Source organism: Solirubrobacter pauli, from assembly GCF_003633755.1.
In the GTDB taxonomy this organism is placed as follows: Bacteria; Actinomycetota; Thermoleophilia; order Solirubrobacterales; family Solirubrobacteraceae; genus Solirubrobacter; species Solirubrobacter pauli.
On sequence record NZ_RBIL01000001.1, the window covers coordinates 3,338,829 to 3,364,608 of the forward strand.

A 25,780-nucleotide genomic window follows, 5' to 3' on the forward strand; every position below is an offset into this window, starting at 1 on the left:
AGCCTCGCGGCCGTGGACCGCGTGCTCAGCGGGCAGACCCCGCGCCTGACCGAGACCGACGCCGTCGAGATCGGCGCCGCACTGTTCGGCGTCCGCGCCGACACCGCCAGGGACCTCGGGAGCGAGCGCGACCGGACGTTCCTGCTCGAGGACGACGGGCCGGTGGCGATCCTGAAGGTGTCCAACTCCGCCGAAGACCCGGACGTGCTCGACATGGAGGCCGCGGCGGCGCTGCACGTCACGGCGGTCGACCCGGGCCTGCGCGTCGCGCTGCCGAAGCCCGCGGCCGGCTCCGACGCCCTGAAGGCGCGCTGGCAGGACCACTGGGTGCGGCTCTACGACGTGCTGCCCGGGAGCAGCCGGATCTCCGCGCTCGAGCTGTCGGACGCCGCGCTGGGCAACTGGGGCGAGACCACCGCACGGCTCGGCCAGGCGCTGCGCGCGTTCACCCATCCGCGCGCCACGCGCGTAATGCCGTGGGACGTCCAGCACGCGTTGCACGCCCGCGCGCAGCTCGCCGACATCCGCGACCCGCACGCGCGCGGGGTCGTGGCGCGGGTGCTCGACGCGTTCGAGGCGCACGCGGTCCCGCGCTGGCCGCGGCTGCGCGCGCAGGTCGCGCACACGGACCTGACGGTCGACAACGCGCTCACCGACGAGGCCGGCTTCGTCACCGGGATCATCGACTTCGGCGACATGAGCCACACGGCGCTCGTCACCGACCTCGCGTCGGTGCTGGACTCCGTGTGCGGCGGCCGCGAGGGGCCCGAGCTGCTGCGCTCCGCGCGGCTCGTGCTCGACGGCTACCAGCGCCGCGTCCCGCTCGAGGACGTCGAGCTGGAGGTGCTCGGCGTCGCCTGGGCCGCCCGCGCGGCGATCACGATCGCGATCAGCTCCTGGCGCGCCGCCCAGGGCCTCGAGGACCCCGAGTGGGCGGAGCGCTACAACGCGATCGCGCTCAGGACGTGCACGACGCTCGAGTCGCTGGGCTGGGACGCCGTCGCGCGCGCACTCGGAGCGGAGGGCGCGCGCGAGCCCGACCCGTCGCTCGCCGCGCGCCGCGCCGCCGCCTTCGGGCCCGCCGTCGACCCGCTGTTCTACGCCGAGCCGATCGAGGTCCTGCGCTCCGAGGGCGTATGGATCACCGACACGTCGGGGCGCACGTTCCTCGACGCGTACAACAACGTCCCGTGCGTCGGCCACGCGCACCCGCGGATCACGTCCGCGATCGCCCGTCAGAGCCGCCGCATCAACACGCACACGCGCTACCTGCACCCGAGCGCGATCGAGCTCTCCGAGCGTCTCACCGCCACCTGCCCGCCCGAGCTGGACACCGTGCTGCTGGTCAACTCCGGCTCGGAGGCCAACGACCTCGCCTGGCGGATGGCGACCGCCGTGACCGGCAACCGCGGCGGGCTGTGCACCGACTTCGCCTACCACGGCATCACCGAGGCGATCGCCGCGCTCTCGCCCGAGGGCTGGTTCGGCGCGCCCGGGCCCGACCACGTCGAGACGTGGGACCCGACCGCCGACCCGTCCGCGCTCGACGCCGCGATCGAGCGCCTGCGCGCCCGTGGGCACGCGCCCGCCGCGACGATCCTCGACGGCGTCGTCACCAGCGACGGCATCTTCGACCTCGATCCCGCGTACGTCCAGGCGCTCGCCGCGCGGACCCGCGCCGCCGGCGGCCTCTGGATCGCCGACGAGGTCCAGTCCGGCCACGGCCGCACCGGCACGCATCTGTGGTGCTTCGAGCGCTTCGGGATCGTCCCGGACTTCGTCACGCTCGGCAAGCCGATGGGCAACGGCCACCCGGTCGCCGCCGTCATCACCCGCAGCGACATCGTCGCCCAGCTCGTCGGCCACACGACGCTCTTCAGCACGTTCGGCGGCAACCCCGTCAGCGCCGCCGCGGCCCTCGCCGTGCTCGACGTCCTCGACGACGAGCGCGTGCTCGACCGCGTCCAGCGCACGAGCCACGGGCTCCGCGCCGCGCTGCTCGCGATCGACGACCCCGCCATCCTCGACGTGCGCGCCGTCGGCCTGGCGGTGGGCGTCGAGCTCGAGGGCGACCGCGCCCGCGCGGTGCGCGACCGGATGCGCGAGCTGGGCGTGCTCGTGGGCACCACGGGACGCCACTCGGACACCGTCAAGATCCGCCCGCCGCTCGCGCTCGACGAGCACCACGTCCCGCAGCTCGCCGGCGCGCTCGGGGACGCGCTCAGCTCAACCCGACGGTGATGCTCTTGCGCTGCGTGAAGCTCTCCAGCGCGCCCTCGATCGAGTACTCCGAGCCGAGGCCGGACAGCTTCTTGCCGCCGTAGCTCATGCCCGGGAGCTGGCCGCCGCTGCGGTTGACCTGGACCCAACCGGCCTCGATCGCGTGAGCGGCGCGGAGGGCGCGGTCGATGTCCTTGGCGAAGACGAACGCGGCGAGACCGTAGTGGGTGTCGTTGGCCCAGCGGATGACCTCGTCCTCGTCGGTCCATGGCAGGGCGACGAGCACCGGGCCGAAGACCTCCTCACGGGCGACGCGCCAGGACTGGTCGACGCCGGTGAGCACGGTCGGAGGGACCTGGTAGCCGGGACGGGCGCCCGGCAGGCCGCCGGTCAGCGCGGTCGCGCCCTGGTCGAGCGCTTCCTGCACGTACGCGCAGACGCGCGCGTCCTGCGTGCCGTTGATCAGCGAGCCGATGTCGGAGGCGTCGTCGAGGGCGTCGCCGACGACCAGGGCCTCGAGCGCGCTCGCCAGCCGCGCGGTGAAGTCCTCGAAGATTGACGCGTGCACGAACAGGCGCGAGCCGGCCGTGCAGGACTGGCCCTGGCGGGCGAAGCGCATCGCGGTGATCACGTGCTGGACGGTCGCGTCGTCGTCGGAGTCCGGGTACACGATCGCGGGCGCCTTGCCGCCGAGCTCCAAGGACACCGGCAGGATCCGCTCGGCCGCGGCGCGCATCGCGATCCGGCCGACCTCGGTGGAGCCAGTGAAGGTGATCTTGGCGATCCCCGGGTGGTTGAGCAGCGCGCCGCCGGTCTCCTCGCCGTAGCCGGTGACGACGTTCAGGACGCCCTCGGGCAGGTGGCGCCAGCACACGTCCGCCATCTGGAGCACGCCGAGCGGCGCGTCCTCCGCGGGCTTGAGCACGAGCGTGTTGCCGGTGCACAGCGCCATCGCCACCTTCAGCGACGCGAGCAGGACCGGCGCGTTCCAGGGCACGATCGCGGCGACGACGCCGAGCGGCTCGCGCACCGTGTAGCTGAGCAGGGCGTCACCCATCGGCAGCACCTCGCCCTTCTGCTCGCTCGCGACGCCGCCGAAGTAGCGGAACACGTCCGCGGCGGTCGCGGCCTCGCCGCGCGCCTGCGTGCGGATCGCGTTGCCGGTCTCGGCCGCGATCGTCCGCGCCAGCTCCTCGCCGATCGCCGACAGGTCCTCGGCGATCCGCAGCAGCAGCGTCCCCCGGTCACGCGCGGGCCGCGCGCGCCACGCCGGGAAGGCCGCCGCGGCGGCGCGCACCGCGCGGTCGACGTCGTCGGCGTCATGCCGCGGGACGGTCGCGATGACCTCGCGCCGCGACGGGTTCTCGACCTCGATGACCATGCCCGGAGTATCGGGCATGCCCGCCGCGCCCAGGCCGCTGTCGTCGGGCTGACCGCCACCGCCGACGGCACGTCCGGCCCCGGGTAGGCCCGAGGCATGCGCGGGAAGCTGCCGCCCCCGGACCCGTTCGAGTCGTTCGACGACCCACGCCTCGTCATCCCGGCGCCGACGAGCGTGTTCCTGAAGGGCTGCACGACCCCGGACGCCGAGCGCGTCGCGCGGGCGATCCTCGCCGCCCGTCCCGGGCTGCTCCTGATCTGCGTCGCCGACTAGCCCTCCGCGAGCGCGAGCCAGACGATCCCGACGGCGATCAGCCCGATCGGGAGCAGCCGCGTGAGCGCGGCCGAGTCGCCCAGGAGGACGATCCCCGCGATCGCCGCGCCGACAGCGCCCGTGCCCGTCCACACCGCGTAGCCGGTGCCGACCGGGAGGTCCCGCAACGCGTAGGCCAGCAGCGCCATGCTCACGATCATCGCCACGACGAACAGCACCGACGGCCCGAGCCGCGTGAACCCGTGGGACTCCTTCAGGGCCAAGGCCCAGACCGTCTCGAACAGGCCGGCCACCAACAGCACTACCCAGGACATCGCGCACCTCCGGATGAGATCGACAGGCTGCGCGTCGTCTTGTCTGTCCCGGGTACGGCGCGCGTCTCGTCCGGTGCTACGCCTCCCAGCCTAGCTGCACCACGTTGCGCAGCGGCCCGCCCGCCACGTACGTGCGCAGCTGGTCGACCGCGAGCGCGACCGCGCGGGCGTCCGCCTCGTGGCTGTCACCGGCGTGGTGGCTCGTGATCGCCAGCGTTCCGGGCGCCGACCACAACGGGTGGTCCTCGGGCAGCGGCTCCGGGTCGGTCACGTCGAGCACGGCGCGCAGGCGGGGCGCGCGCAGCTCGGCGAGCAGCGCCTCCTGGTCGACCGTGCCGCCGCGGCCGGCGTTGACGAACAGCGCGTCGTCGCGCATCGCGGCGAACACGTCCGCGTCGAAGACGTGGCGGCTGGCCTCGGTCAGCGGCACGAGGTTGACGACGACGTCCGCCCACGCGACCCGCCCCGCCAGCTGGGCCATCTCGCCGCGGCCGATGCCGATCACGGTCGCACCCAGCGCGGACAGCCGCTCCTCGGCCGCGCGTCCGATCGACCCGTGCCCGACGATCAGCACCCGCGAACCGTGCACCTCGGCGGGCGGGCGGTGCTCCCAGCGCCGGTCGCGCGCGCTCGCCAGCAGGCCGGTCGCGGCGCCCAGGAGCGCGCCGACGATCCACTCGGCGACCGGGATGTCCCGCGCCCCGCGGCCGTTGCAGAGGGTCACGCCCTCCGGCACGTGCTCGTCGATCCAGTCCGTCCCCGCCGACAGCACCTGCACGACCTTCAGCGCGGGCATCGCCGCCAGGTCCGGCACCTGCCCCCACTGGGGCACGAGGAACTCGACGTCGTCCAGGCGCTCGTCGAGCCCGCGCAGCTCGACGCCCTCCAGCTCCCGGGCGGCCTTGCGCACGCTGTTGGCCACGGCCGCGACGATCATGGCGTGGCATTGTGCCGGGTCGTGACGACGCGTTTCACCACCTCGGGCGTCCGGCTACGGATGCGCGCCCAGCGCCCCGGCGACCGCGACTGGCTGTTCCTGCCCGGTGGGCTACGCGAACGCCTGGGCCCGCTCGCGGTCGACCGCGACCCGGTAGACCACTCGCTCTTGCTCGCGCGGGTAGGGGCCGCCGACGTATTTGGTCGAGATCCGGTCGATGATCGCCCACGCCTCCTCGCCGGTCACGCACTCGGCCACGTGCCCGCGCAGGTAGGCCATGCGGAACGGGTTCTGGGCGTCGACCAGCGAGAGCGCAAGCCGTCCGTCACGGGCGAGGTTACGCGCCTTGACCGACTCCGGGCCGGTCAGGAAGACCACGTGCTCACCGTCCGTGCCGACCCAGACGGGCACCGAGTGGGGCGCGCCGTCAGGGCCGACCGTGGCGACGTGGGCGATGTTCGTGTCGTCGAGCAGGGAGCGCAGATCGTCGGTCATGCCCATACGACGCACGCGACGACACGAAATCATCGGTCCTACAGCGTCGAGTTGTCGATCACGAAGCGGTAGCGCACGTCCGAGGCGAGCACGCGCTCCCACGCCTCGTTGACCTGGTCGGCGCCGACGACCTCGATCTCGGCGGCGATGCCGTGTTCGGCGGAGAAGTCGAGCATCTCCTGGGTCTCGGCGATCGAGCCGATCGCCGAGCCGGCGAACGTGCGCCGCTGCATGAGCAGGCCGAACACCGGGACCGGCAGCGGCTCACCGGGGGCACCGACGTTGACGAGCGCGCCGTCGGTCTTGACGAGGCCCAGGAAGCGACCGATGTCGAGCGGCGCGCTGACGGTGTTGATGATCAGGTCGAAGCGGTGCGCGAGCTGCTCGAAGGTGGCGTCGTCGCTCGTGGCGTAGTAGTGGTCGGCGCCGAGCTTGAGGCCGTCGTCCTGCTTGCGCAGCGACTGCGAGAGCACGGTGACCTCGGAGCCGAGCGCCTTGGCGAACTTGACCGCCATGTGCCCGAGCCCGCCGAGGCCGACGATCGCGACCTGCTTGCCCGGACCGGCGTTCCAGTGGCGCAGCGGCGAGTAGGTGGTGATGCCGGCGCACAGCAGCGGGGCGGCGGCGTCGAGCTCGATCCCGTCCGGGATCCGCAGCACGAAGTGCTGGTCGACGACCACGTGGTCGGAGTAGCCGCCGTAGGTCGGCGTTCCGTCCTTGTCGACGGAGCCGTAGGTCTGCGTGTTGCCGGGGATGCAGTACTGCTCGTTGCCGGCCTTGCAGTTCTCGCACTCGCCGCACGAGTTGACCATGCAGCCGACGCCGACGCGATCGCCGGGCGCGTACGCGGTGACGTTCGCGCCCACCTCCGCGACGATGCCGGCGATCTCGTGGCCGGGCACCGCGGGGTAGGGGATCTCGCCCCACTCGCCGCGGGCGAAGTGGATGTCGGAGTGGCAGATGCCGCAGAACTTGATGTCGATGCGGACGTCGTCGGGGCCGATCGCCCGGCGCTCGATCGCGAGCGGCTCGAGGGCGGCGGTGGCGGACGGGGCGCCGACGGCCTTGGCTGTGGTGGGAGCACTCATGTCGACGGCGCACTATGGGACGCCGGTCGAGGTGCGGAAAGGACCCTGCGAGAGGGGTACTGCCAGGGCACCCCGGCGCGCGCGCCACGGCCTAAAGTGGGAGCGATGGGTGCCTCGTCCGATCAGCTGGCGCAGTTCCTGGCCACGCGGCGGGCGAACGTCACGCCGGCCGACGTCGGGCTCCCGGTCCACGGTCGCAGGCAGGTGAGCGGCTTGCGCCGCGAGGAGGTCGCCTCACTCGCCGGCGTGAGCGTCGAGTACTACAAGCGGCTCGAGCGCGGCCACGCGACGGCACCTTCCGACAGCGTGCTCGCCGCCCTCGCCGAGGCGCTGCGACTCGACGACGCGGAGCGCACGCACCTGTTCGACCTCGTCCACGCGACCGGCCCGTCGGCGCGCCGGACCGCGCCGCCCGCCACCTCGCAGGAGATCCGCCCGGCCGCCCGCCGCGTGCTGGACTCGCTCGGCGCGCCGGCCACGATCACCAACGCGCGCGGCGACTACCTGGGCGCCAACCCGCTCGGCCACGCGCTCTTCCAGCCGCTGTTCGAGAGCCCGGAGCAGCCGGCCAACGGCGCGCGCTTCACGTTCCTGGACTCCGCCGCCAAGACGTTCTGGCTCGACTGGGAGCAGGTCGCGAGGGACACCGTCGGCACGCTGCGCAGCTACCAGGGACGCAACCCGTTCGACCCGACGCTGTGCGCGCTCGTCGAAGCGCTGTCCGCGCGCAGTGAGCCGTTCCGCGCCTGGTGGGCCGCGCACACCGTGCACGCGCACCGCACCGGCGTGAAGGCCATCCGCCATCCGATCGTCGGCGAGCTCGAGCTGAGCTACGAGATGGTCACCTTCACGGCCGACGAGCTGCCGATGGCGATCTTCACCGCCGCGCCGGGCAGCGCTTCCCAGCAGCGGCTGGACCTCCTCGCCAGCTGGATCGCCACGCCGAGCGATCCGGTCGCGCTGGTTGACGAGTCCTGAGCATCGGCTGTAGCGTCGGTCTACAGCCGCCCGAAAGGAGGTCCGCGTGAGCGGGCTCGCCGATCAGCAGGACGGTGCCGCGCCGCCGCGTCCGGCCTCGCGGACCCGGGTCATGACGATCATCGCTCAAGACCCCGCCGTGCAGCGCGACGGGCGGATCGTCCGGGCGGCCGCGACCGTGCCGGTGGATCGGCTCGAGCCCGGGCCGCGCTCGCATCGCTTCCACGTCGTCGACTACGACGGCACCTCCGGCGTGCTGCACCCGGCGGCCGACCTCGCGGACCCGCGCGAGCCGGACCCTCGGCCCGCGCGCTGGACGTACGCCGACCGCTTCGCGCAGGCGAGCGACGAGGTGCTGCTGGGCGACTTCGCCTTCCACGCCCAGAACGTCTACGCGATCGCCGCGCGCACGCTGGCCCGGCTGGAGTTCGCGCTCGGCCGCCGGATCGAGTGGGAGTTCCGCAGCCACCAGCTGTACCTGGTGCCGCACGCGTTCGTCGAGGCCAACGCGTTCTACTCGCGCGACGACTGCGGCCTGTTCTTCGGCTACCTGCCGCAGCCCGACGGCACGACCGTCCACACGTGCCTCTCGCACGACATCGTCGCCCACGAGACGACGCACGCCATCCTGGACGGACTGCGACCGCGGTTCATGGAGCCCGGGCTGCCCGACCAGCCGGGCTTCCACGAGGCGCTGGGGGACATCGTCGCGCTGCTGTCGGTGTTCTCCCTCCCCGAGCTGATCGAGTTCGCGCTCACCACCGAGCAGGACGCGCGCAACCGCGTCGAGACCGGCAACGACCTGACCGAGCAGCTCGCGCAGGGCATCCTGTTCGGCGTCGCGGAGCAGTTCGGCTCCACCACCTCCGGCGTCCGCGGCTCCGCGCTGCGACGGTCGGTCAAGCTCGACCCGAACGCGGCCTGGCTGGGCGACCCCGGCTTCCAGGAGCCGCACCGGCGGGGCGAGATCCTGGTGGCGGCGCTCACCCGGGGGCTCGTGAAGATGTGGACGGGCCGGCTCGCCCAGCTCGCGGACCGCGGCGCGATGAGCGTCCGGGCCGCCGCCGAGGCGGGCGCCAAGGCGGCCGAGCACCTGCTGACGATGTTCATCCGCGCGCTCGACTACGCGCCCGCGGTCGAGCTCGAGTTCGACGACGTGCTGGACGCGATGCTCGTCGCCGACGCCGTGGTCGCGCCCGACGACGCGCACGGCTACCGGGACGCCGTCCGCGAGGCGTTCGGCACGTACGGGATCGTCCAGCCCACCGACCGGATCGTCGACGTCGCCGCCGCGCCGCTGTACTACGACCACGTCAACGCGACCGCGCTGCGGACGAACCCGGACGAGGTCTTCCGCTTCGTCTGGCAGAACCTCGACGCGCTCGGGCTGTGCCCGGAGTACGAGCTCGAGGTCGCGGCGGTGCGGCCCGCCGTGCGCATCGGGCCCGACGGGCTGCTCGTCGAGGAGGTGGTCGCCGACTACGTCCAGGTGCTCGACCTCACGGGCACCCAGGCCGGCGAGCGCGGCATCGGGCTTCCGCACTCGGTCAGCGGCGACACCCCGATCCAGATCTGGGGCGGCGGCACGCTGATCTTCGACCAGTTCGGGCGGCTGAAGTTCCACCAGCGCAAGCGGCTCGACGACTGGGACCGGCAGAGCCGGCGCGTGGCCTACCTCGCGCACCGCGGGCTGTTCGACACGCGCAACCGGCTCGGGTTCTCGCTCGGCGCCTCCCGCGGCCTGCCGTTCGCCGACCTGCACGCCCCCGACCGCGGGATCGAGGAGCGCTGGTGACGCCCGTCCCCGACCGCGTGGTGTTGCGGCTCTACCAGGTCGGCTTCGGCGAGGTCCAGCTGCTGAGCTGCTTCTACGCCGCGCCGCTGCCCGACGGCCGCGCCGAGCGTCACGTCCTGATCGACTTCGGCTCCACCCACCGCCCGAAGGACGCCAAGGCGGACATGATGGTGCGCGTCGCGGAGCTGATCCGCGAGCACAGCGGCGGCGTGCTGGACGCGATCGTCGTCACGCATCGCCACAAGGACCACCTCTCCGGCTTCGCCGTCGACGAGGCGGCGGACATCATCGCCGGCTTGCAGCCGAAGCTCGTCGTGCGCCCGTGGACGGAAGACCCGGCGCTCCCGCGGGACGCGACCGCCCCGCTCGCCGCCGACGCCGACCCGGAGCGCGTCTTCGGGGTGCGGCTCGCCGCCGGCCAGCAGCTCGCGGGGCGGATCGAGGCGCTCGTGCGTGGCGCGCACGCCAACAGCGTCAGCGGGCGGCTCCTGCACGCCGCGGCCGACCAGCTGCCCAACGCGAAGGCCATCCGCTTCCTCGACGACCTCGCGGCCGCGACCGAGGGCGAGTACCTGCACGCGGGCGACTCGACCAAGCTCGAGCAGCTCGTGCCCGGCATCGGCGTGCGCGTGCTCGGGCCACCGACGATCGCCGAGTCGGACGCGGTGCTCCGTCAGCGCGACCGCGATCCCGAGGAGTTCTGGATGCTCCAGCTCGACGCGGTCGACGGGCTCACGCCCGAGCGGCTGGACACGCGCGCTCCGAAGCGGCCGCCCGACGTCCCGCCCGGCCCGGTGGCGTGGCTCGTGGACCGGCTCGCGCGCCAGCAGCTCGGGACGCTGATGCGGCTCGTCCGCACGGTCGACGACGCGCTCAACAACACGAGCCTGATCCTGCTGATCGACGTCGGCGACCGGCGGCTCCTGCTGCCCGGCGACGCGCAGATCGAGAACTGGTCCTGGGCGCTCAGGGAAGCCTCGGACGCGGCCGAGCTGCGCGCGCTGCTGGCGGACGTCGACCTCTACAAGGTCGGCCATCACGGCTCGCGCAACGCGACGCCGAAATCGCTGTTCGGGCTGTGGACGGACGGTGCGGCCGACCCGCAGCGGCCGATGTGCGCGGTGATGTCGACGATGGCGGACGTGCACGGCGACACCGACGCCACGGCTGTGCCGCGCGCGACGCTGGTGGAGGCGCTCAGCGCGCGGATGGCCGTGTTCGCGCGCACCGACACGCTCGAAGCGGGCGTGCCGCTGGTGGCCGTCGAGGCGCCGACGACCGGTCGCGTGCCGTTCCAGCAGGTCACGAGTTGAGCGAGGAGGGGCGATGACCCGACCCGAACTTCCCCAGCCCGTCCGGATCATCCCGGGGGAGCCCGAGTACGAGCCCGAGGGCACCGGCCTGTGCCTGTCGGGCGGCGGCTACCGCGCGATGCTGTTCCACCTCGGCACGCTCTGGCGGCTGAACGAGGCCGGCCGGGTACGCGGCCTCGCCCGCGTCTCCAGCGTCTCGGGCGGCTCGATCACGGCGGCGACGCTCGGCGCGGCGTGGACGCGCCTGACGTGGCAGGGCGACGTGGCCACGAACCTCGACGCGCTGGTGATCGCGCCGGTCCGCGAGCTGGCGCGGCACACGATCGACATCTCGTCGTTCCTGAAGGGGTTGCTGCCGTTCGAGACCGTGGGCAAGGAGGTGGCGGGCGCCTACCGCAAGCACCTGTTCGGCGACGCCACGCTGCAGGACCTGCCGGACGACGACCGCGGGCCTCGCTTCGTGATCTGCGCGACGAACCTGGAGTCCGGCGTGCTGTTCCGCTTCTCGCGCCCGTACCTCGCCGACTACCGGGTCGGGATGGTCGACGACCCGGACACGCCGCTCGCCGACGCGGTCGCGGCGTCCTCCGCGTTCCCGCCGTTCCTGTCGCCTTGCACGCTCGACCTCGCCGACGCGACCTGGAAGACCGTCGCGGGCAACGACCTGACCGCGCGCGGCTACCGCGAGAAGATCACGCTCTCGGACGGCGGCGTCTACGACAACCTGGGGCTCGAGACGGTCTGGAAGCGCTGCCGTAGCGTGCTCGTCTCGGACGCGGGCGGGCAGATGGACGACGACGAGTCGCCGTCGACCGCGCTGCAGATGCTGCGCGTGCTCAACGTGATCGACAACCAGGTGCGCGACCTGCGCAAGCGCTGGACGGTCTACGCGTTCCAGCAGGGCCAGCGCGACGGCACGTACTTCGGCATCCGCTCGCACGTGCGCGACTACGGGCTGCCCGACCCGATCGTCGATCCGTCCGACGCGGCCGTGCTCGCGCTCGCGGAGGTGCCGACCCGGCTGGCGAAGCTCGACGACCGGCTGCAGGAGCGCCTGATCAACTGGGGGTACGCGATCTGCGACACGGCGCTGCGCCGGTGGGTGGATCCGCAGATCCCCCGGCCGGCGCAGCTGCCCTATCCGGCTGCGGGGATCTAGCGCAGCGGGAGCTTGACGATCTCGCCCGCGCCGGCCTGGTCGCCCTTGTTGGCGACGTAGGCGGAGTTGCCGTCGACCGCGAGGCCGGTCGGCGAGGTCAGCGTGCCCGGGGCGATCTCGGTGCGCGGGCCGCGCTTGGGGACGCGGATCAGCTTGCCGGGGGTCGGCGGGCCGATCAGCGTGGCGCTCGTCATCTGCAGCACGTAGAGCGTGCCGTCCTTGCCGAACGCGAGGTCGGTGATGGTGGTGAAGCCGGTGGCGTACTCGGTCGGCGCCTGGCCGGGGACGATCCGCCAGACGCTCGCGCCGCCGGTCGGGAACGGGAAGCCCGTGAGCTGGCCGACGTAGTACGCGCCGTCCGGGCCGCGGACGATCGAGGTCGGCACGGACTGCGTCGGGATCGGCGTGCCGGGCGGCACCGGGAAGTCGGGGATCTCCGGCGCGGGGCTCATCTTGAACGGGATCACGCCGAGCGTCTCCGGGCCGCGCAGGCCGTAGCGGATGAGGCTGTTGCCGCCCGCGTCGGCGACCGCGACGTGGAGGCCGGTGGCGTCGACCGAGTTCGGGTTCGAGTCGACCTCGGCGGTCGGCTGGTCCGCGTCCGGGTTGTGCGCCGCCTCGTAGCCGGCGACGTCGCCCGCGACCCCCGCCACGTGGCCGGTCGGCAGGACGCGGTACAGCTTGCCCATGCCGGCGGTCTGCGGGTACTGCTCGCGTTGCGCCGGGTTGGCGCCGAGGCCGACGGTGAAGTAGCCGAGCAGGCCGCCGAGCGTGAAGGAGATGTCCGACGGGCCGCTGGCCTCGTTGCCGCTCTGGGAGGCGACGGACGGCAGGTTGCTGACGACCCGCTTCTTGTTGCCGCGCTTGTCGATCTTCGTGATCGCGCCCGTCTTGCCGAAGCAGCCGGCGCCGCCGCCTTCGGGGCTCTCGAGGGTGCAGTCGCTGCCGCCGCGCCCGGCTTCGGCGACCCACAGCTCGCCGCCGAGGCCGAAGTCGAGCCCGCGCGGGTTGTCGAGGCCGGTCGCGATCACCTGCGGCCCGGGCGCCCCGGCCGAGGCGGCGGGCGCCGCGATGGCGAGCACGCCCGCGGCCAGCGCGAGGGATTTGCGCACGTCGAATGTCATGTCCGCGAACCTACGGACGCGCCGTCCCGCTTGGATCGGGGAAATCCCTAGCGCCCGCGCGGAGGGAGGTGCGGCAACGCGTCCAGCTCCTGCAGGGTGACGACGCTTTCCTGCTCGTTCGGGTCCGTGCGGGCGATCACGACGTCCAGCGTCTCCGGGCCCGGGTTGTACGGCAGATGCGGCATGCCGGCCGGGATGTGGATGAAGTCACCGGCCTCGATGACCTCGTGGTGCTCGAGCTGCGGTCCCCACCAGAACTCGCCGCGGCCGCTGATGACGCAGATGGCGGACTCGTGCTCGGCGTGCAGGTGCGCGGTGGGACGCAGGCCGGCCGGCATCGGCGCGCGGTGCAGGCACAGCGCCCGGGCGCCCGCCGTCCCGTTCGAGATCCCGGTCCGGTAGTCGATCCCCTGCCGGCCGCTGTAGCCGCCGGCGGCGCGGACGACGGTGCATGCCTCGGTGTCTACGTTCATGCCAGGCCAGACGTCGCCCGGCGGCGCGCCATTCCCGGGCTCACACGAGGAACCGTGCCACGGGGCCGAGGCTGACCACGCCGCTGCCCGCCGCATGCTCGTCGCGGGCGAGCTCGAGCCGCGCCCGCGCGCGGTCGAGCGTCCGGCGGTCGCCGAGCGCGGCGGCCGCGCTCGCCGTCAGGCACCACAGCGCTTCCTGCAACAGGTCGGCGGGCGGGTCGGGCACGGCGTCGAGCGCGCGCGCGGCGCGCCCGCGCTCGTTGCGAGCAAGCAGGACGTGCGGCCGCGCCCAGGGCTCGTACGGCCCGAAGTCGCCGTCCACGTGCGTGCGCTCGCCCCGCGCGACACGCAGGCACAACAGGGCGAGCGGAACGAGTCCTCGCTCCAGTCCGGGCATGCCGGCGCCGGGCAACCGCGCGCCGGCTGCGAGCACCGCGTCGGCGGCGGCCTCGTGCGGCGCCGGGCCGGGCGCGGTCCTGGCGGCGTCGTGCCGCGTCGCGGCCTGTGCGGTCCCGGCGGCGGCCTCGTGCGCCGTCGCGGCGGGCGCGGTCGCGGTCGTGGCCGCACGCATCGCGCGGTACCAGGTCGTGAACACGGCCACGAGCGGGCGCTCGTGGCGGGCGTCGAGGCGGTCCGCCGCGGCCGCGTGCCCATCGGCGGCGGTGAAGTCGCCGAGTGCGCCGAGGGCCTGCATGCGCACGAGGTGGCCGAGCACGGCGACCGACGGCAGGTCGTGGCGGGTGGCCAGCGCGACGAGCTCGGCGCCGATAGCGTCGCGGCGCGCGGCCAGGCCGCAGCGCTCGAACGACTGCATCCAGACGGCGTTGAGGGCGAACGCGAGCAGCGCGGGGTCGTCGAGGTCGCGGGCCAGGCGCTCGGCTTCGCGCGCGGCGTCGGCCACCTCGCGCGTGCCCGCGCCGCGCGACTCGAGCGCGATCGTCGCCAGCAGCGGCGCGCGCAGCGCGTCCGGAAGCTCGGCCCGCAGCGTCCGGCCGGCGGCGGCGACGATCGCGGCCGCGTGCTCCGGATCGTCCGAGCGCGTCCAGATCGCGGGGACGTCGTACGCGCCGATCACGCGCGCCGTCAACCCCGGGTCGCCGAGCTCCTCGGCCGCCGCGACGGCGGCGAGCCGGTGCGTGCGCGCCTCGGCCAGGCCCCCGCCCCCGGTCACCGCGAGCGAGCGCAGGAGCGAGACCGTCGATTCGAGCCGCACCCGCGCGCGGGTGCCGACCTCGCGGTCGTAGGCGGCCGCCGCCCGCGCCCACACCGCATCCACGCCCGCCGCCGGCGCCTCGTCGCCGGCCAAGAGGTCCTCCTGGAGCCGCCGGAGCGGCTGGCCGGGTGCGATCCCGAGCTGCTCGACCAGCTCGACGTGCGCGCGCCGCAGCACCACGAGCGCGTCGCCACGGCGGCCGCTGCCGGCCAGCGCGACCGCGAGCAGCCGCCAGCCCTCCTCCCGCCACGGATGCGCCGCGACGTGCGCGTCGAGGTCCGGCACGGCCGCCGCGGCGAGCCCGAGCCGCAGCCGCGCGTCCGCGATCGACTCGACCGCCGCGAGCCGCAACTCCGCGAGCCGCGCCCGCTCCACCCGCGCCCAGTCGAAGTCGTCGAGCCCTGCGAACGCCGGCCCACGCCACAGGCCCACGGCCTCGACCAGCGCGGCGAGCCGCGCCTCGCTGGGCAGCGAAGCCGCGCCCGCGACGGACGCCTCGAACCGCCACGCATCGACGCCGCCGCGGGCCGCGCCGCCCGCGCCGGCCGGGCCGCTCGCACCGGCCGGGCCGCTCGCACCGCTCGCGCCATCCAGCCGGAGCGCGTATCCCGGGCCTTCCGTGACGAGCGCCGTGCGGGCGTCACCCAGCGCGCGGCGCAGGTCGCTGACGAACGTGCGCACCGCGCCGACGGCACGGGGCGGCGGGTCGGCGGGCCACAGGTCCGCGACCAGCCCCTCGACGGGCACGACCGCGCCGCGGGCGACGATCAGCCGTGCGAGCACGGCGCGGTGGCGGGGGCCGCGCAACGCCAACGGCGCGCCGGACGCGTCCCATGCCGCCACCGGCCCCAGCACCCCGAACTCGACCGGCACGTGTCCAGTGTTGCTGATCGGATGCTGATCGCCCGCGTCCACGCTGCCGCGCATGATCGACGGCTTCGAACACCGCGACGTCAGCGTCGCCGACGACGTCACCCTCCACACCGCCATCGGCGGCACCGGCCCGGCGCTCGTGCTGCTGCACGGGTTCCCGCAGACGCACGCGATGTGGCGCAAGGTCGCGCCCGCGCTCGCGCAGACGCACACGGTGATCTGCCCGGACCTGCGCGGGTACGGACGCTCCAGCAAGCCCGCGGACGGCTACGCCAAGCGCACGATGGCGCAGGACGTCGTGAACCTCGCGCGGGCGCTCGGCCACGAGACGTTCGCGCTCGCCGGCCACGACCGGGGCGCGCTCGTCGCGTTCCGGGCCGGCCTCGACCATCCCGACCGGATCACGCGCCTGGCGATCCTCGACGTGCTGCCGACGCTCGACATGTGGGAGGTCCTGCACGGCGAGACCGCGGCGGTCGCGTTCCACCTGTACCTGATGGCGCAGCCGCCCGGCCTGCCGGAGCAGCTGATCGCGGGCGCGCCGGACGCCTTCTTCGGCCACTTCCTCGACGCGTGGGGCGCGGCGCCGCAGCCGGCCGCGATCCGCGCGCACTACCTCGAGGCCAGCCGCGACGCGATCCCGTCGATCGTCGCCGACTACCGCGCCTCGGCCACGATCGACGTCGAGCACGACCGGCAGGACCGCGCGCAGGGCACGCGGCTCACGATGCCGGTCACCGTCCTGCAGCAGGACTGGGGCGCCGCGCTCGGCTACGACGCCCGCGCGCTGTGGAGCGCGTGGGCCGAGGACCTCGACCACCGGACCGTCAGCAGCGGCCACTTCATGGCCGAGGACGACCCCGACACGGTCATCGAGGCCCTGCGCACGCTCATGGCGACGACGTCGACAGCGTGAACGTGAGCGTCTTCGCGTAGGCGCCGGTCCGCAGTGGCTGGGTGCGTCCGATCGGCTGCCGGAAGTCGATCGTGGCCACGGCGTGGCTGACCGGACCGGCGTAGCTGAGCACCGGGCCGAGCGGCCCGAAGGCCGCGCCGTTCGCGCGGACCTGGAGCGGCTGGTCGAGCACGTAGCTGCCGTTGACCAGCCGGCCCGGGGCCACGACGCTCGGGTCGCTGATCGAGAGCAGCGCGCTGGACGTCGTGATGACGGTCGCCGTGGTGCTCGCGTCGTAGCTGCCGTCCACGCCGGGCACGAAGGTCCCGAACGAGGCCGGCGCGCCAAGCGTGAGCGCGAGCGTCGCGGGCACCGTGCCCTGGACGGACACGCCCGCGGCGCGTGCCAGCCGGCTGCCGAAGAACGCGACCGCCAGCTGGGCCATCTGCGTCTTGACCGTGTCGGTGTCCAACCCCGTCCTCGGCACGTTGGCGGGGGTCGGGGTGAAGCCGCCGGTCACGTCGCGGGTGAGCTGCTCGAGGCCGGCGAAGCTCGCGAACGGGCAGTAGTCGATGCCCAGGCCCGAGTTGGGGCTGCTGGCGATCCGGTCGAACGTGTGCTTGTCGAGCACCGCGTTCGCGTCCGCGGCCGCGATCAGCCCGGCGGCGCGCATCTCGGCGCAGTAGTTCGAGTCGAAGCTGCGATGGACGCCGTTGGTCAGCGACACGAGCTGCTTGTCGGGGTTCGCGCGCATCTCGAGCATCGCGCGCTCGCTCACCGACGGCGGCGACATCGCGTCGCCGGAGGCGGAGACCAGCAGCGTCGGCACGCGGACGCCCAGGTAGTCGACGCCGAGCGAGATCGGCTGTTGGCCGATCGCCATCCCCATCACGGCCACGACGCGCGGGTCGGCCGACAGCGGCCAGCAGCGCGCCGGGTCCCCGGAGCACGGGACGCCGGGCAGTGGGGCGGCGCTGCCGCCGGCGGTCGCGAGCGCCGTCAGCGTGCCGCGCGAGTGCCCGAGCAGGCCGACCTGCGCCGCGTCCACGCGCGTCCCGAACCATCCGCCGACGGCGTCCAGGACCTTCGAGACGTCCCGCGTGCGGTCGGCCATGCTGAACGGGACGTTGGTGCGCGAGCACGGGCCGGCGCGGCCGTCGTTGCACGGCACCCGCACCGCGCCCGGCAGGGCGTTGAGGGCGTCGATCCGCGTGTCGTCCTGGGTGTTGCCCGTGTGGGCCGGGGCGGCGACGACGAACCCGCCGGCCGCGATCCGCTCCAGCGTCGGGGCGTAGTCGATGGGGTCGTTGGTGTTGCCGTGCGAGAAGACGATCACTCCGAATGGCTTGCCGTCCGGGGCGATCGCCGCGTCCTCGCGCGCGCTCTCGGCGTCGACCGTCCACGCCAGCGGCGTGTAGGGCGCGGGGACGGCGACGCCGTGCACCACGGACCGGTACACGGTCTTGGGACGCGCCGCGACCGTCGCCGGGTCGGCGGGGTACCAGAGGTGCACGTCGACCTGCCGGACCGTGTCGGTGGTCGCCGAGTCCGGCACGACGATCCGCTGCACGTCGTGGCCGACCGGATGCTCGGCGGCCCCCACCGGCGCCGCGCCGGCGCCCAGGCCTCCCAGCAAGACCGTCACGGTGGACCCCACCAGGCGCGTACGCGTGGTGTTCCGGCAGCCGACTCGCAGCGTCATGGCCGTCACCCTCTCGGTTGGTAGGCCGACGCTACAGGAACGGCGAACGCCCCGCCGAGAATCGGCGGGGCGTCCGGGTGACCGAACGGAGACGAGGCTCTAGGCGGGCACCACCTCCGGCTCGTGCTCGAGCTTCGGGAGCCAGCGCAGCGGCCGCGGGAGCCACCAGTTGCGCTCGCCCAGCAGCTTCATCGTCGCGGGCAGGAGCACCGCGCGGACGATCGTCGCGTCGATCAGCACGGCGGCCGCGAGGCCGATGCCGAGCTGTTTCATGGTCTGGTCCGAGCCCGTCGCGAACGCGGCGAAGGTGACGACCATGACCGCCGCGGCGCTGGTGATCACGCTCGCCGTGGACTTGATGCCCTCGGCCACGGCCTGCTCGGTCGTGCGGCCACGGTCGACCAGCTCGCGCACCTTGCTCAGCACGAAGACGTGGTAGTCCATCGACAGGCCGAAGAGCACGACGAACAGGAACAGCGGCAGCCACGGCGTGATCCCGCCCACCGACGTGAAGCCGAGCAGGGCCTCGCCGTGCCCGTCCTGGAAGACGAGCGTGAGCACGCCGTAGGCCGCGCCGACCGACAGCAGGTTGAGCACGATCGCCTTCAACGGCACGACCACCGAGCGGAACGTGACCAGCAGGAGCAGGAACGCCAGCGTCAGCACGAACCCGAACACCAGCGGCAGACGCGCCTGCATCGTGTCCAGGAAGTCCTTCGACCAGGCGGTCAAGCCGCCCACGGCCACCTCGGCGCCGGGCAGGCGCCCGACCGTCGCGGGCACGACGTCGTCACGCAGCGCGGCGAGCGAGGCCTCCGACGCCGCGTCGGTGCCCTTGCCCTTGATCGCGAACGACACGATCGCCACGGACTTGTCCGGGCTGACGTCCACGCGCGTCGGCTCGGACAGCTCGCCGGTGGCCAGAGCCTGCTGCTGGAGCTCCTGGATCGAGTCCTGCACGGCCGGCCGCGTGACGTCGTCGGCCTTGATGGCGACGGTCGCGGGCAGCGTGTCGCCGGGGAAGGCGGCGTCGATCCGGTCGAGCGTCTGGATGATCGGCTCGCTGCGGGACATGCCCTCGATGCCGGGCTCCTTGAAGTGCATGCCGAGCGCGGGCACGGACAGCGCGAGGAGCGCGCCACCGGCGACGACGACCGACACGACCGGACGCGCGAGCACCCGGTTGAGCACGGCGTTCCACACGCGCGACTCCCCGCGGGTGCGGTGCCGGCGCTTGAGGATGAACGGCAGCCGGCCCTTCTCGAGCCAGCCCTTCTCGCCGAGGAACGACAGCACGGCGGGCACGAACGTCAGCGAGCCGAGCATGGCGACGGCGACCACGAGGATCGTGCCGATGCCGAACGAGGAGAAGATCGCGTTGCCCGACAGGAACATGCCGGCCATCGCGGCCATCACGGTGAAGCCGGAGATGAGCACGGCGCGCCCTGAGGTCGCCGCGGCGACGGCGAGCGCCGCTTCGGGGGAGCGCCCACGGTCCTGCTCCTGCGTCATCCGGCGCAGGTAGAACATCGCGTAGTCGACGCCGACGGCGAGGCCGATCAGCAGCACGACCTGCTGGACCGCGGCGTGCAGCGGGCTGAGCTGGCTCAGCGGCGCGAGCAGGCCGATGGTCGCCATGATCGACGTGACGCCCAGCAGCAGCGGGACGCCCGCGGCCACGAGCGCGCCGAACGTGAGCGCGAGGATGAGCAGCGTGCCGCCTATCGAGAGCTGCTGCTCGCGCGCCTCCTCGGCCTTGCGCTTGTCGCCGAGCGCGCGCTCCTCGGACGCGTCGCCGTGCTGCTCGACGCGCAGCTCGGGATGCGCCTTCGCGACGGCGTCGACCGCTGCGAGCGGCGCCGCGCCCACGCGCTGGAGGTGCTTGCGGTCGTTGCGCTTCTCGCTGCCGGGCAGCTGGTAGGCGACGAGCACGGACCGCCCGTCCTTGGACAGCAACGGCTTCTCGACGTCGGTGACGCCAGGGATCTGCCCGAGGCGGGACCGGACGTCCGTGACGGCGGCCGTGACCTGCGGGCTGTCGCTGCGCAGGCCGCCCTTGCCCTGGACGAGGACACGCTCGCCGGCGGTGGTCGGGAAGTCGGCGGCCTCGACGATCAGGTCGTGGCGCTTGGACTCGCCGTTGCCCATCTTGGCCGACTCGAGGCTCTTCTGGCCGACCGAGCCGCCGATCACGGTCGCGAGGACCACGAACAGCAGCCATCCGAAGATGGCGGTCTTGCGGTGGCGCGCGGACCAGCGTCCGGCACGTGCCGCGAGGTTGGTGGAAGACAAGTTGGTGCTCCGGGGAGGAAGGGGAGGACTGACGTTCAGCACTGTCCCAACGCGGCGGCCCGCCGCCCATGCGGGGCAACTGGCGTCCGCGGGGCTCGATAAAGGAGCCGTAAGGTGCGGCCACCTCCACCTTCCGGGATCGCGCTTGACGACGGCCCGCGGTGCGGGCAGAGTCGGCCGATGCGGGTCGTGATCGCCGATGACAGCCTGCTGGTCCGCGAGGGCATCGCCTCGCTGCTGCGGCGCGCCGGGTTCGAGGTCGTCGGCGAGGCAGCCGACGGTGACGAGGCGGTCGCGCTGGTCGACGCGCACACGCCCGACATCGCGATCCTCGACATCCGGATGCCGCCCTCGCACACCGACGAGGGCCTGCGCGCCGCGCACGCGATCCGCGGCGGCCACCCGGAGGTCGCGATCGTGATCCTCTCCCAGCACGTCGAGGCCGGCGTCGCGATGCGGCTGCTCGCGGAGAACCCCGAGCGGCTCGGCTACCTGCTCAAGGACCGCGTGACCGAGATCGAGGAGTTCGCGGCCACGCTGCAGCGCGTCGCGGCGGGCGGGTCGGCGCTGGACCCGAGGGTGTTCGAGCGCCTGCTGGCGGCCCAGCGGCCGGGCGGACCCCTCAGCGCGCTGTCCGACCGCGAGCGCGAGGTGCTCGGCCTCGTCGCCGAAGGGCTTTCCAACCGCGCGATCGGCGAGCTGCTGGCGATCAGCGAAGGCGGCGTGCAGAAGCACGTGCGCGCGATCTTCGCCAAGCTCGGCCTCGCGGCCGGCGACGACGCGCACCGTCGGGTGCTCGCCGTGCTGACGTACTTGTCGCCCGACGGCTCGCGGTGAGAGGATCGGACGCGTGAGGCGTTGGGTCTGGCCTGTAGCGGTGGCCGCGATCCTGCTGGGGTTCGCGCTGCTGGACGAGCACTCGCCCGCCGCGGTCGTCAACCGCGCCGTGGGTGGCTCCTTCATCGTCTGCGGGCTGGTCGTGTGGCAGCGCCGCCCCGACACGCGAACCGGGGCGCTGATGACCGCGACCGGGTTCCTCGACCTGATCCCGCAGCTGCTCGGCGAGAGCGGCGCGCCCGCGCTGCACACGCTCGGCGAGGCGTTCGCGAACGTGTGGCTCGCGGGCTTCGGCGCGCTCGTGCTGTCGTTCCCGAGCGGCCGGCTGAAGGGCTTCGACCGCGTGCTCGTCGGCGCCTGGGTCTTCGGCACGCTGATCTGGCAGATCGTCTGGCTGCTGTTCCTGCCCGGGGACGACAACGTGCTCGCGCTGTGGCCGGACGCGGGCGCCGCCGACGCGATCGACACCGCCCAACGCTGGTTCAACACGCTGGTGGGCACCGCCATCGCGGCGGTCGCGCTCGCGCGCTGGTGGCGCGCCGGGCCGGCGCTGCGGGCGCTGCTGCTGCCGAGCCTCGCGGGCGCGCTGGCGATCATCGTGCTCGCGGTGCACTCCTACTCGTCGCTGCTCGTCGGCGACTGGATGCGGCCGACGCAGGAGCTGACCGCGTTCGTCCTGTTCGCGGTGCCGGTCGCGTTCCTGTTCGGCATGCTGCGCGCGCAGCTCGCTCGCGCCGGGATGGCGGACCTGGTGGTCGCGCTCCAGCGCGCGCCCGACGAGCACACGCTCGGCGAGATCCTCGCCCGCACGCTGCACGACCCGTCGCTGGAGCTCGTCTTCTGGCTGCCCGGGTTCGAGACCTACGTCGACGAGGACGGGCGGCCGTTCCCGCCGCCGGCTGACGGGCGCGTGCTGACGCCGATCGAGCACGACGGCGTGCCGGTCGCGGCGCTCGTGCACGACGCGGCGCTCACCTACGAGCCCGACCTGCTCGCGGGCGTGTGCGCGGCGGCGGACGTCGCGCTCGCGCACACGCGGCTCGTGCAGGAGCTCTCGCGCTCACGTGTGCGGATCGTCGAGGCGGGCGACGCCGCCCGGCGGCGGATCGAGCGGGACCTGCACGACGGCGCGCAGCAGCGGCTCGTCTCGCTCGCGATCGCCCTGCGGCTCACCGAGGACCGGATCAAGGAAGACCCCGACACGGCGGTGACGCTCGTGGCCGCCGCGCGCAAGGAGCTCTCCGAGTCGCTGGAGGAGCTGCGCGAGCTCGCGCGCGGCATCCACCCCGCGGTGCTCGAGCACGGCCTCGCGACCGCGCTGAGCTCGCTCGCGATCCGCTCGCCGACGCCCGTCCAGGTCACGTGCGCGCTGGACGGCCCGCTGCCCGAGGCGGTCGAGCTCGCGCTCTACTTCGTCGCCTGCGAGGGGCTCGCCAACGTCGCCAAGTACGCCCACGCCGACGCGGCCGAGGTGCGCGTCACCCGCCACGGCGACGAGGTGGAGATCGAGGTGCGCGACGACGGCGTCGGCGGTGCGGACGGCGCCGGCGGCAGCGGGTTGCGCGGCCTCGCCGACCGGGTGGAGGCCCTGGGCGGCCGGCTGCGCGTGAGCAGCCCGGCGGGCGCCGGCACCGTCCTGCGCGCGGAGCTGCCCTGTGGCGCGGGCACACGCACGCTGGCGCGCTCCTGACGCCCCGGCCCGGGAGGCCAGGGGGTCGACCCGGGTGTTCCCCGGACGCGAAGGACCCGGGTCCGCGGGACGCTGTCGACATGACCACCACCCAGACATCCAACGGCACGGCGACGCAGGCCCAGGGCACCGGAGACCTCAAGCTGGAGGTCGTCGTGATCCCCGTCACCGACGTGGACCGCGCGAAGGCGTTCTACACGGGCCTCGACTGGCGGCTGGACGCGGACTTCGCCGACGAGCAGGGCTTCCGGATCGTCCAGCTGACGCCTCCCGGCTCGCCCACGTCGATCCAGTTCGGGTCGCAGGTCACGACCGCGCCGGCCGGCTCGGCGACCAACGTCTACCTCGTGGTCGAGGACGTCCAGGCGGCGCGCGACGCGCTCGCGGCCCGCGGCGTCGACGTCTCCGAGGTCTTCCACGAGGGCGGCCTCGGCGACCGCTTCCACCCCGAGGCGCGCGTCGCCGGGCCGGCGGCCGACGGCGCGACCTACAGCTCGTTCGCGTCCTTCAGCGACCCCGACGGCAACACCTGGCTGCTGCAGGAGATCACCTCGCGGCTGCCCGGCCGGATCGAGGCGGGCGTGACCACGTTCGGCTCGGTCGCCGACCTCGCCGAGGCCCTGCGCCGTGCGGCCGCCGCCCACGGCGAGCACGAGGCCCGCACGGGCGTCGAGGACGCCAACTGGCCCGACTGGTACGGCGCCTGGATCGCGGCCGACCAGGCCGGCGCCGAGCTGCCGGTGTAAGGCGATGACGCTCTCCGGGCAGACCGTCGCCGTCCTCGGCGGCACGGCCGGGATCGGCCTCGAGACGGCGCGGCTCGCCCGGGCCGAGGGCGCCGACGTGATCGTCGCGGCCCGCAACGCGGACCGCCTGCGCGAGGTCGCGCGCGAGCTGGACGCCGAGGCGGTCGCCTTCGACGTCACCGACTTCGACCGGCTCCGGCGCTTCTTCGAGGAGCGGCCGGAACCGATCGACCACCTGCTCCTCACGGGGCCCGGCCCGTACTACGCGCCGCTCGCCGACTTCGACCCCGCCGAGGCGCGGGCCGACGTCGAGTCCCACCTGCTGCTGCCGATCATGATCGCCAAGCACGCCGTCGGCCGCGTGCGCGGTTCGCTGCTGTTCATGGGCGGGACCGGCGGCCGCCGCACGGCGCCCGGGCTCTCGCTGATCGGCGCGCTCACGAGCGCGATGCCGGCGCTGACCAAGAACCTCGCGCTCGAGGTCGCCCCGCTCCGCGTGAACCTGATCGCCGCGGGCTTCGTCGACACACCGCTGTCGGCGACGCTGCTCGGGGACCAGCTGCAGGCACGCCGCGAGGAGCTGCGCGCCACGCTCCCGGTCCGCCGGGTCATCGGCCCCGACGACGTCGCGGCCCTCGCGCTGCACCTGATGGCCAACACCGCCCTGACCGGCGGCACGTACGACATCGACGGCGGCCAGCAGCTGATCTAGAGCAAGGGGAGCACGCGCTCGGCGAACAGCGCGTCGAACGCCGCGACGTCGACGCCGGTGGCGACGAGCGCGTTCGCCGGCGCGTCGTGGTCGGCGACGCTCGTGCCGTCGGGCGCGATCGTCACGCGCGCCGGCACGACGGTCAGCAGCTCGGGCCGGATCGTGGCCGCGACCGCCAGCGAGTCGTACAGGTACGGCCCGTCGGAGGCGAGCCACGGCCCGGCCACCGCTTCGAAGTAGGCGCCCACCGGCGTGCGCGGCCGCACCGTCGGCAGGCGCGTCTCGTGGCAGACGTCGAGCCCGACGAGCGTCGGTCGCAGGCCCGCGTCGAGCACCGCCTGCGCGGCCTCCGGGTCCTCGGCGAAGTTGAACTCGGCGGTCGGAGACACGTTCCCGGGCACGGCGAACGCGCCGCCCATGATCACCACGCGCTCGAGCCGCTCCACGAGCGACGGGTCGGCTCGCAGCGCAGCCGCGACGTTGGTCAACGGGCCGATGGCGACGAGCGCCCGCGCGTGCTCGACGATCGCGCGCGCCGCGTCGTCGGCCGCCAGCGGCACGTCCTGGCGGCCGAGCCGCTCGAGCCATCGCGTCGCGTTGGCGAAGGCGTCGGGCAGCGGGACGTTGCCCGCGACGCAGGTGATCGCGCGCACGCGCAGCTCCGGCGAGGCGAGCGCCAAGGCGAGCGCGAGCGCGTCCTCGGGGTCCGCGCCGGGGGTGCCCAGGCCGGGGTCCGTGTCGACGACGACGTCCATCCCACGCTCAGCAGTCGGCGACAGTGGGCGCCGACTCGGTGCAGCTGTGGCCGCCGACGACGCGCTGGAGGAGCGCGTGCAGCGTCCGCCGGTCCTCGTCGTCGAGGGCGCTGAGCACCTCGTCCTCGACCGCGGCGAGCGCGAACTCGGCGCGGCTGAGGAGCTCGTGGCCGGCCGTCGTGAGCTCCACCGTGTGCCGTCGGCGGTCCTCGGGAGAGCGGCGGCGCTCGATCCATCCGCCGCTCTCGAGCTCGTTCAGGAGCCCGACGAGGTTCGTGCGGTCGATCCGGATCGTGTCCGCGAGGTCCGTCTGCGAGATGCCGCCGGTGTCACGCAGGATCGTGAGCGTGACCAGGTGGCGCGGGCGCAGGCCGAGCGCGTCCAGCACCGGCTCCGACCGGCCGCGCAGCTGGCGGCCGACGTGGTCCAGGAGGGCGGAGACCCGCAGCGACGGTTGGTTGACGACGGGGAGCGAGTCGATGCGTGAAGTCTAGGCCTTGACGTCAACAGATGAT

23 protein-coding genes and 1 riboswitch are annotated in these 25,780 nt (G+C 73.9%); of the genes, 11 read left to right on the forward strand and 12 right to left on the reverse strand.

Features of this window, described 5'->3' with window-relative positions; all coding sequences use genetic code 11:
* Nucleotides 1-12 precede the first annotated feature (12 nt).
* Nucleotides 13-2,241, forward strand: coding sequence for an aminotransferase class III-fold pyridoxal phosphate-dependent enzyme (locus C8N24_RS15625; protein ID WP_170179127.1), 2,229 nt, complete (start codon nt 13-15; stop codon nt 2,239-2,241).
* Here the strand turns inward: C8N24_RS15625 and C8N24_RS15630 are convergent.
* Complete coding sequence (locus C8N24_RS15630) at nt 2,222-3,601, reverse strand: aldehyde dehydrogenase family protein (RefSeq protein WP_211339986.1); 1,380 nt, start codon at nt 3,599-3,601, stop codon at nt 2,222-2,224. The genes C8N24_RS15625 and C8N24_RS15630 overlap by 20 nt on opposite strands.
* A gap of 96 nt (nt 3,602-3,697) precedes the next feature.
* Between C8N24_RS15630 and C8N24_RS33980 the strand changes: the two genes are divergently transcribed.
* Nucleotides 3,698-3,874 (forward strand): hypothetical protein, encoded by a 177-nt coding sequence (locus C8N24_RS33980; RefSeq protein ID WP_170179128.1) that lies wholly within the window; start codon nt 3,698-3,700, stop codon nt 3,872-3,874.
* On the opposite strand, the gene sugE is transcribed toward C8N24_RS33980, so the two are convergent.
* The 4 genes from sugE to C8N24_RS15650 form a co-directional block, all read right to left on the reverse strand.
* A complete protein-coding gene (sugE, locus tag C8N24_RS15635) occupies nt 3,871-4,188 on the reverse strand; it encodes a quaternary ammonium compound efflux SMR transporter SugE (RefSeq protein WP_121251278.1) in 318 nt (105 codons plus the stop codon). The two genes, C8N24_RS33980 and sugE, sit on opposite strands and share 4 nt — an antisense overlap.
* A 28-nt stretch (nt 4,189-4,216) precedes the next feature.
* A riboswitch (guanidine-III (ykkC-III) riboswitch) is annotated at nt 4,217-4,283 on the reverse strand.
* Nucleotides 4,265-5,125: an NAD(P)-dependent oxidoreductase gene (locus tag C8N24_RS15640; RefSeq protein ID WP_121251280.1), complete on the reverse strand. Its 861-nt coding sequence runs from the start codon at nt 5,123-5,125 to the stop codon at nt 4,265-4,267. Its footprint overlaps the riboswitch before it by 19 nt.
* A gap of 111 nt (nt 5,126-5,236) precedes the next feature.
* Nucleotides 5,237-5,620, reverse strand: a complete 384-nt coding sequence (locus C8N24_RS15645) for a PPOX class F420-dependent oxidoreductase (RefSeq protein WP_121253245.1) — start codon at nt 5,618-5,620, stop codon at nt 5,237-5,239.
* 38 nt (nt 5,621-5,658) lie between these two features.
* A complete protein-coding gene (locus C8N24_RS15650; protein WP_121251282.1) occupies nt 5,659-6,708 on the reverse strand; it encodes an NAD(P)-dependent alcohol dehydrogenase in 1,050 nt (349 codons plus the stop codon).
* 105 nt (nt 6,709-6,813) lie between these two features.
* On the opposite strand from C8N24_RS15650, the gene C8N24_RS15655 reads away from it, so the two are divergent.
* From C8N24_RS15655 to C8N24_RS15670, 4 genes are read left to right on the forward strand one after another with little or no spacing between them, the layout of a single operon-like run.
* Nucleotides 6,814-7,686, forward strand: a complete 873-nt coding sequence (locus tag C8N24_RS15655; RefSeq protein WP_121251284.1) for a helix-turn-helix domain-containing protein — start codon at nt 6,814-6,816, stop codon at nt 7,684-7,686.
* Between the two features lie 46 nt (nt 7,687-7,732).
* Entirely contained in the window at nt 7,733-9,481 is a 1,749-nt protein-coding gene (locus tag C8N24_RS33985) for a gluzincin family metallopeptidase (RefSeq protein WP_170179129.1), read from the forward strand.
* Nucleotides 9,478-10,794, forward strand: a complete 1,317-nt coding sequence (locus C8N24_RS15665) for a hypothetical protein (protein ID WP_121251286.1) — start codon at nt 9,478-9,480, stop codon at nt 10,792-10,794. The genes C8N24_RS33985 and C8N24_RS15665 overlap by 4 nt, the downstream gene beginning before the upstream one ends.
* Nucleotides 10,795-10,807: 13 nt before the next feature.
* Nucleotides 10,808-11,953 (forward strand): patatin-like phospholipase family protein, encoded by a 1,146-nt coding sequence (locus C8N24_RS15670; protein ID WP_121251288.1) that lies wholly within the window; start codon nt 10,808-10,810, stop codon nt 11,951-11,953.
* On the opposite strand, the gene C8N24_RS15675 is transcribed toward C8N24_RS15670, so the two are convergent.
* From C8N24_RS15675 to C8N24_RS15685, 3 genes are read right to left on the reverse strand one after another with little or no spacing between them, the layout of a single operon-like run.
* Nucleotides 11,950-13,077, reverse strand: coding sequence for a ScyD/ScyE family protein (locus C8N24_RS15675; protein WP_121251291.1), 1,128 nt, complete (start codon nt 13,075-13,077; stop codon nt 11,950-11,952). The genes C8N24_RS15670 and C8N24_RS15675 overlap by 4 nt on opposite strands.
* Before the next feature lie 47 nt (nt 13,078-13,124).
* Complete coding sequence (locus C8N24_RS15680; protein WP_121251293.1) at nt 13,125-13,550, reverse strand: cupin domain-containing protein; 426 nt, start codon at nt 13,548-13,550, stop codon at nt 13,125-13,127.
* Between the two features lie 40 nt (nt 13,551-13,590).
* Nucleotides 13,591-15,690, reverse strand: a complete 2,100-nt coding sequence (locus tag C8N24_RS15685) for an AfsR/SARP family transcriptional regulator (RefSeq protein ID WP_245971865.1) — start codon at nt 15,688-15,690, stop codon at nt 13,591-13,593.
* Here C8N24_RS15685 and C8N24_RS15690 point away from each other — a divergent pair.
* The gene (locus C8N24_RS15690) at nt 15,689-16,552 is read left to right on the forward strand and encodes an alpha/beta hydrolase (protein ID WP_121251295.1); all 864 of its coding nucleotides are present in this window, start codon (nt 15,689-15,691) and stop codon (nt 16,550-16,552) included. The two genes, C8N24_RS15685 and C8N24_RS15690, sit on opposite strands and share 2 nt — an antisense overlap.
* Here C8N24_RS15690 and C8N24_RS15695 read toward each other — a convergent pair.
* Nucleotides 16,527-18,233, reverse strand: coding sequence for an alpha/beta hydrolase family protein (locus C8N24_RS15695; protein ID WP_121251297.1), 1,707 nt, complete (start codon nt 18,231-18,233; stop codon nt 16,527-16,529). The genes C8N24_RS15690 and C8N24_RS15695 overlap by 26 nt on opposite strands.
* A 99-nt stretch (nt 18,234-18,332) precedes the next feature.
* On the reverse strand, nt 18,333-20,525 hold the full coding sequence (locus C8N24_RS15700) for an MMPL family transporter (protein WP_121251299.1): 2,193 nt from the start codon (nt 20,523-20,525) through the stop codon (nt 18,333-18,335).
* A 180-nt stretch (nt 20,526-20,705) separates the two neighbouring features.
* Between C8N24_RS15700 and C8N24_RS15705 the strand changes: the two genes are divergently transcribed.
* The 4 genes from C8N24_RS15705 to C8N24_RS15720 all read left to right on the forward strand — a co-directional run bounded on the left by C8N24_RS15705 (nt 20,706) and on the right by C8N24_RS15720 (nt 24,510).
* Nucleotides 20,706-21,362, forward strand: a complete 657-nt coding sequence (locus C8N24_RS15705; RefSeq protein WP_121251301.1) for a response regulator transcription factor — start codon at nt 20,706-20,708, stop codon at nt 21,360-21,362.
* A gap of 13 nt (nt 21,363-21,375) precedes the next feature.
* Nucleotides 21,376-23,052, forward strand: coding sequence for a sensor histidine kinase (locus tag C8N24_RS15710; RefSeq protein WP_147447825.1), 1,677 nt, complete (start codon nt 21,376-21,378; stop codon nt 23,050-23,052).
* 80 nt (nt 23,053-23,132) lie between these two features.
* A complete protein-coding gene (locus C8N24_RS15715) occupies nt 23,133-23,798 on the forward strand; it encodes a VOC family protein (RefSeq protein ID WP_121251305.1) in 666 nt (221 codons plus the stop codon).
* Nucleotides 23,799-23,802: 4 nt separating this feature from the next.
* Complete coding sequence (locus tag C8N24_RS15720) at nt 23,803-24,510, forward strand: SDR family oxidoreductase (RefSeq protein WP_121251307.1); 708 nt, start codon at nt 23,803-23,805, stop codon at nt 24,508-24,510.
* Here the strand turns inward: C8N24_RS15720 and C8N24_RS15725 are convergent.
* Both C8N24_RS15725 and C8N24_RS15730 read right to left on the reverse strand, forming a co-directional pair.
* Nucleotides 24,507-25,265: a nucleoside hydrolase gene (locus C8N24_RS15725; protein WP_121251308.1), complete on the reverse strand. Its 759-nt coding sequence runs from the start codon at nt 25,263-25,265 to the stop codon at nt 24,507-24,509. The genes C8N24_RS15720 and C8N24_RS15725 overlap by 4 nt on opposite strands.
* A gap of 7 nt (nt 25,266-25,272) precedes the next feature.
* Nucleotides 25,273-25,746 (reverse strand): MarR family transcriptional regulator, encoded by a 474-nt coding sequence (locus tag C8N24_RS15730; RefSeq protein ID WP_121251310.1) that lies wholly within the window; start codon nt 25,744-25,746, stop codon nt 25,273-25,275.
* Nucleotides 25,747-25,780 lie beyond the last annotated feature (34 nt).

Bases quoted from the DNA above. Each gene is read 5' to 3' on its own strand.
- C8N24_RS15715 (WP_121251305.1), top strand. From the start codon at position 23,133: ATGACCACCACCCAGACATCCAACGGCACGGCGACGCAGGCCCAGGGC.
- C8N24_RS15680 (WP_121251293.1), bottom strand. From the start codon at position 13,550: ATGAACGTAGACACCGAGGCATGCACCGTCGTCCGCGCCGCCGGCGGC.
- C8N24_RS15650 (WP_121251282.1), bottom strand. From the start codon at position 6,708: ATGAGTGCTCCCACCACAGCCAAGGCCGTCGGCGCCCCGTCCGCCACC.
- C8N24_RS15720 (WP_121251307.1), top strand. From the start codon at position 23,803: ATGACGCTCTCCGGGCAGACCGTCGCCGTCCTCGGCGGCACGGCCGGG.
- C8N24_RS15675 (WP_121251291.1), bottom strand. From the start codon at position 13,077: ATGACATTCGACGTGCGCAAATCCCTCGCGCTGGCCGCGGGCGTGCTC.
- C8N24_RS15685 (WP_245971865.1), bottom strand. From the start codon at position 15,690: ATGCGCGGCAGCGTGGACGCGGGCGATCAGCATCCGATCAGCAACACT.
- C8N24_RS15640 (WP_121251280.1), bottom strand. From the start codon at position 5,125: ATGATCGTCGCGGCCGTGGCCAACAGCGTGCGCAAGGCCGCCCGGGAG.
- C8N24_RS15690 (WP_121251295.1), top strand. From the start codon at position 15,689: ATGATCGACGGCTTCGAACACCGCGACGTCAGCGTCGCCGACGACGTC.
- C8N24_RS15670 (WP_121251288.1), top strand. From the start codon at position 10,808: ATGACCCGACCCGAACTTCCCCAGCCCGTCCGGATCATCCCGGGGGAG.
- C8N24_RS15645 (WP_121253245.1), bottom strand. From the start codon at position 5,620: ATGACCGACGATCTGCGCTCCCTGCTCGACGACACGAACATCGCCCAC.
- C8N24_RS33980 (WP_170179128.1), top strand. From the start codon at position 3,698: ATGCGCGGGAAGCTGCCGCCCCCGGACCCGTTCGAGTCGTTCGACGAC.
- sugE (WP_121251278.1), bottom strand. From the start codon at position 4,188: ATGTCCTGGGTAGTGCTGTTGGTGGCCGGCCTGTTCGAGACGGTCTGG.
- C8N24_RS15725 (WP_121251308.1), bottom strand. From the start codon at position 25,265: ATGGACGTCGTCGTCGACACGGACCCCGGCCTGGGCACCCCCGGCGCG.
- C8N24_RS15705 (WP_121251301.1), top strand. From the start codon at position 20,706: ATGCGGGTCGTGATCGCCGATGACAGCCTGCTGGTCCGCGAGGGCATC.
- C8N24_RS15695 (WP_121251297.1), bottom strand. From the start codon at position 18,233: ATGACGCTGCGAGTCGGCTGCCGGAACACCACGCGTACGCGCCTGGTG.
- C8N24_RS15630 (WP_211339986.1), bottom strand. From the start codon at position 3,601: ATGGTCATCGAGGTCGAGAACCCGTCGCGGCGCGAGGTCATCGCGACC.
- C8N24_RS15655 (WP_121251284.1), top strand. From the start codon at position 6,814: ATGGGTGCCTCGTCCGATCAGCTGGCGCAGTTCCTGGCCACGCGGCGG.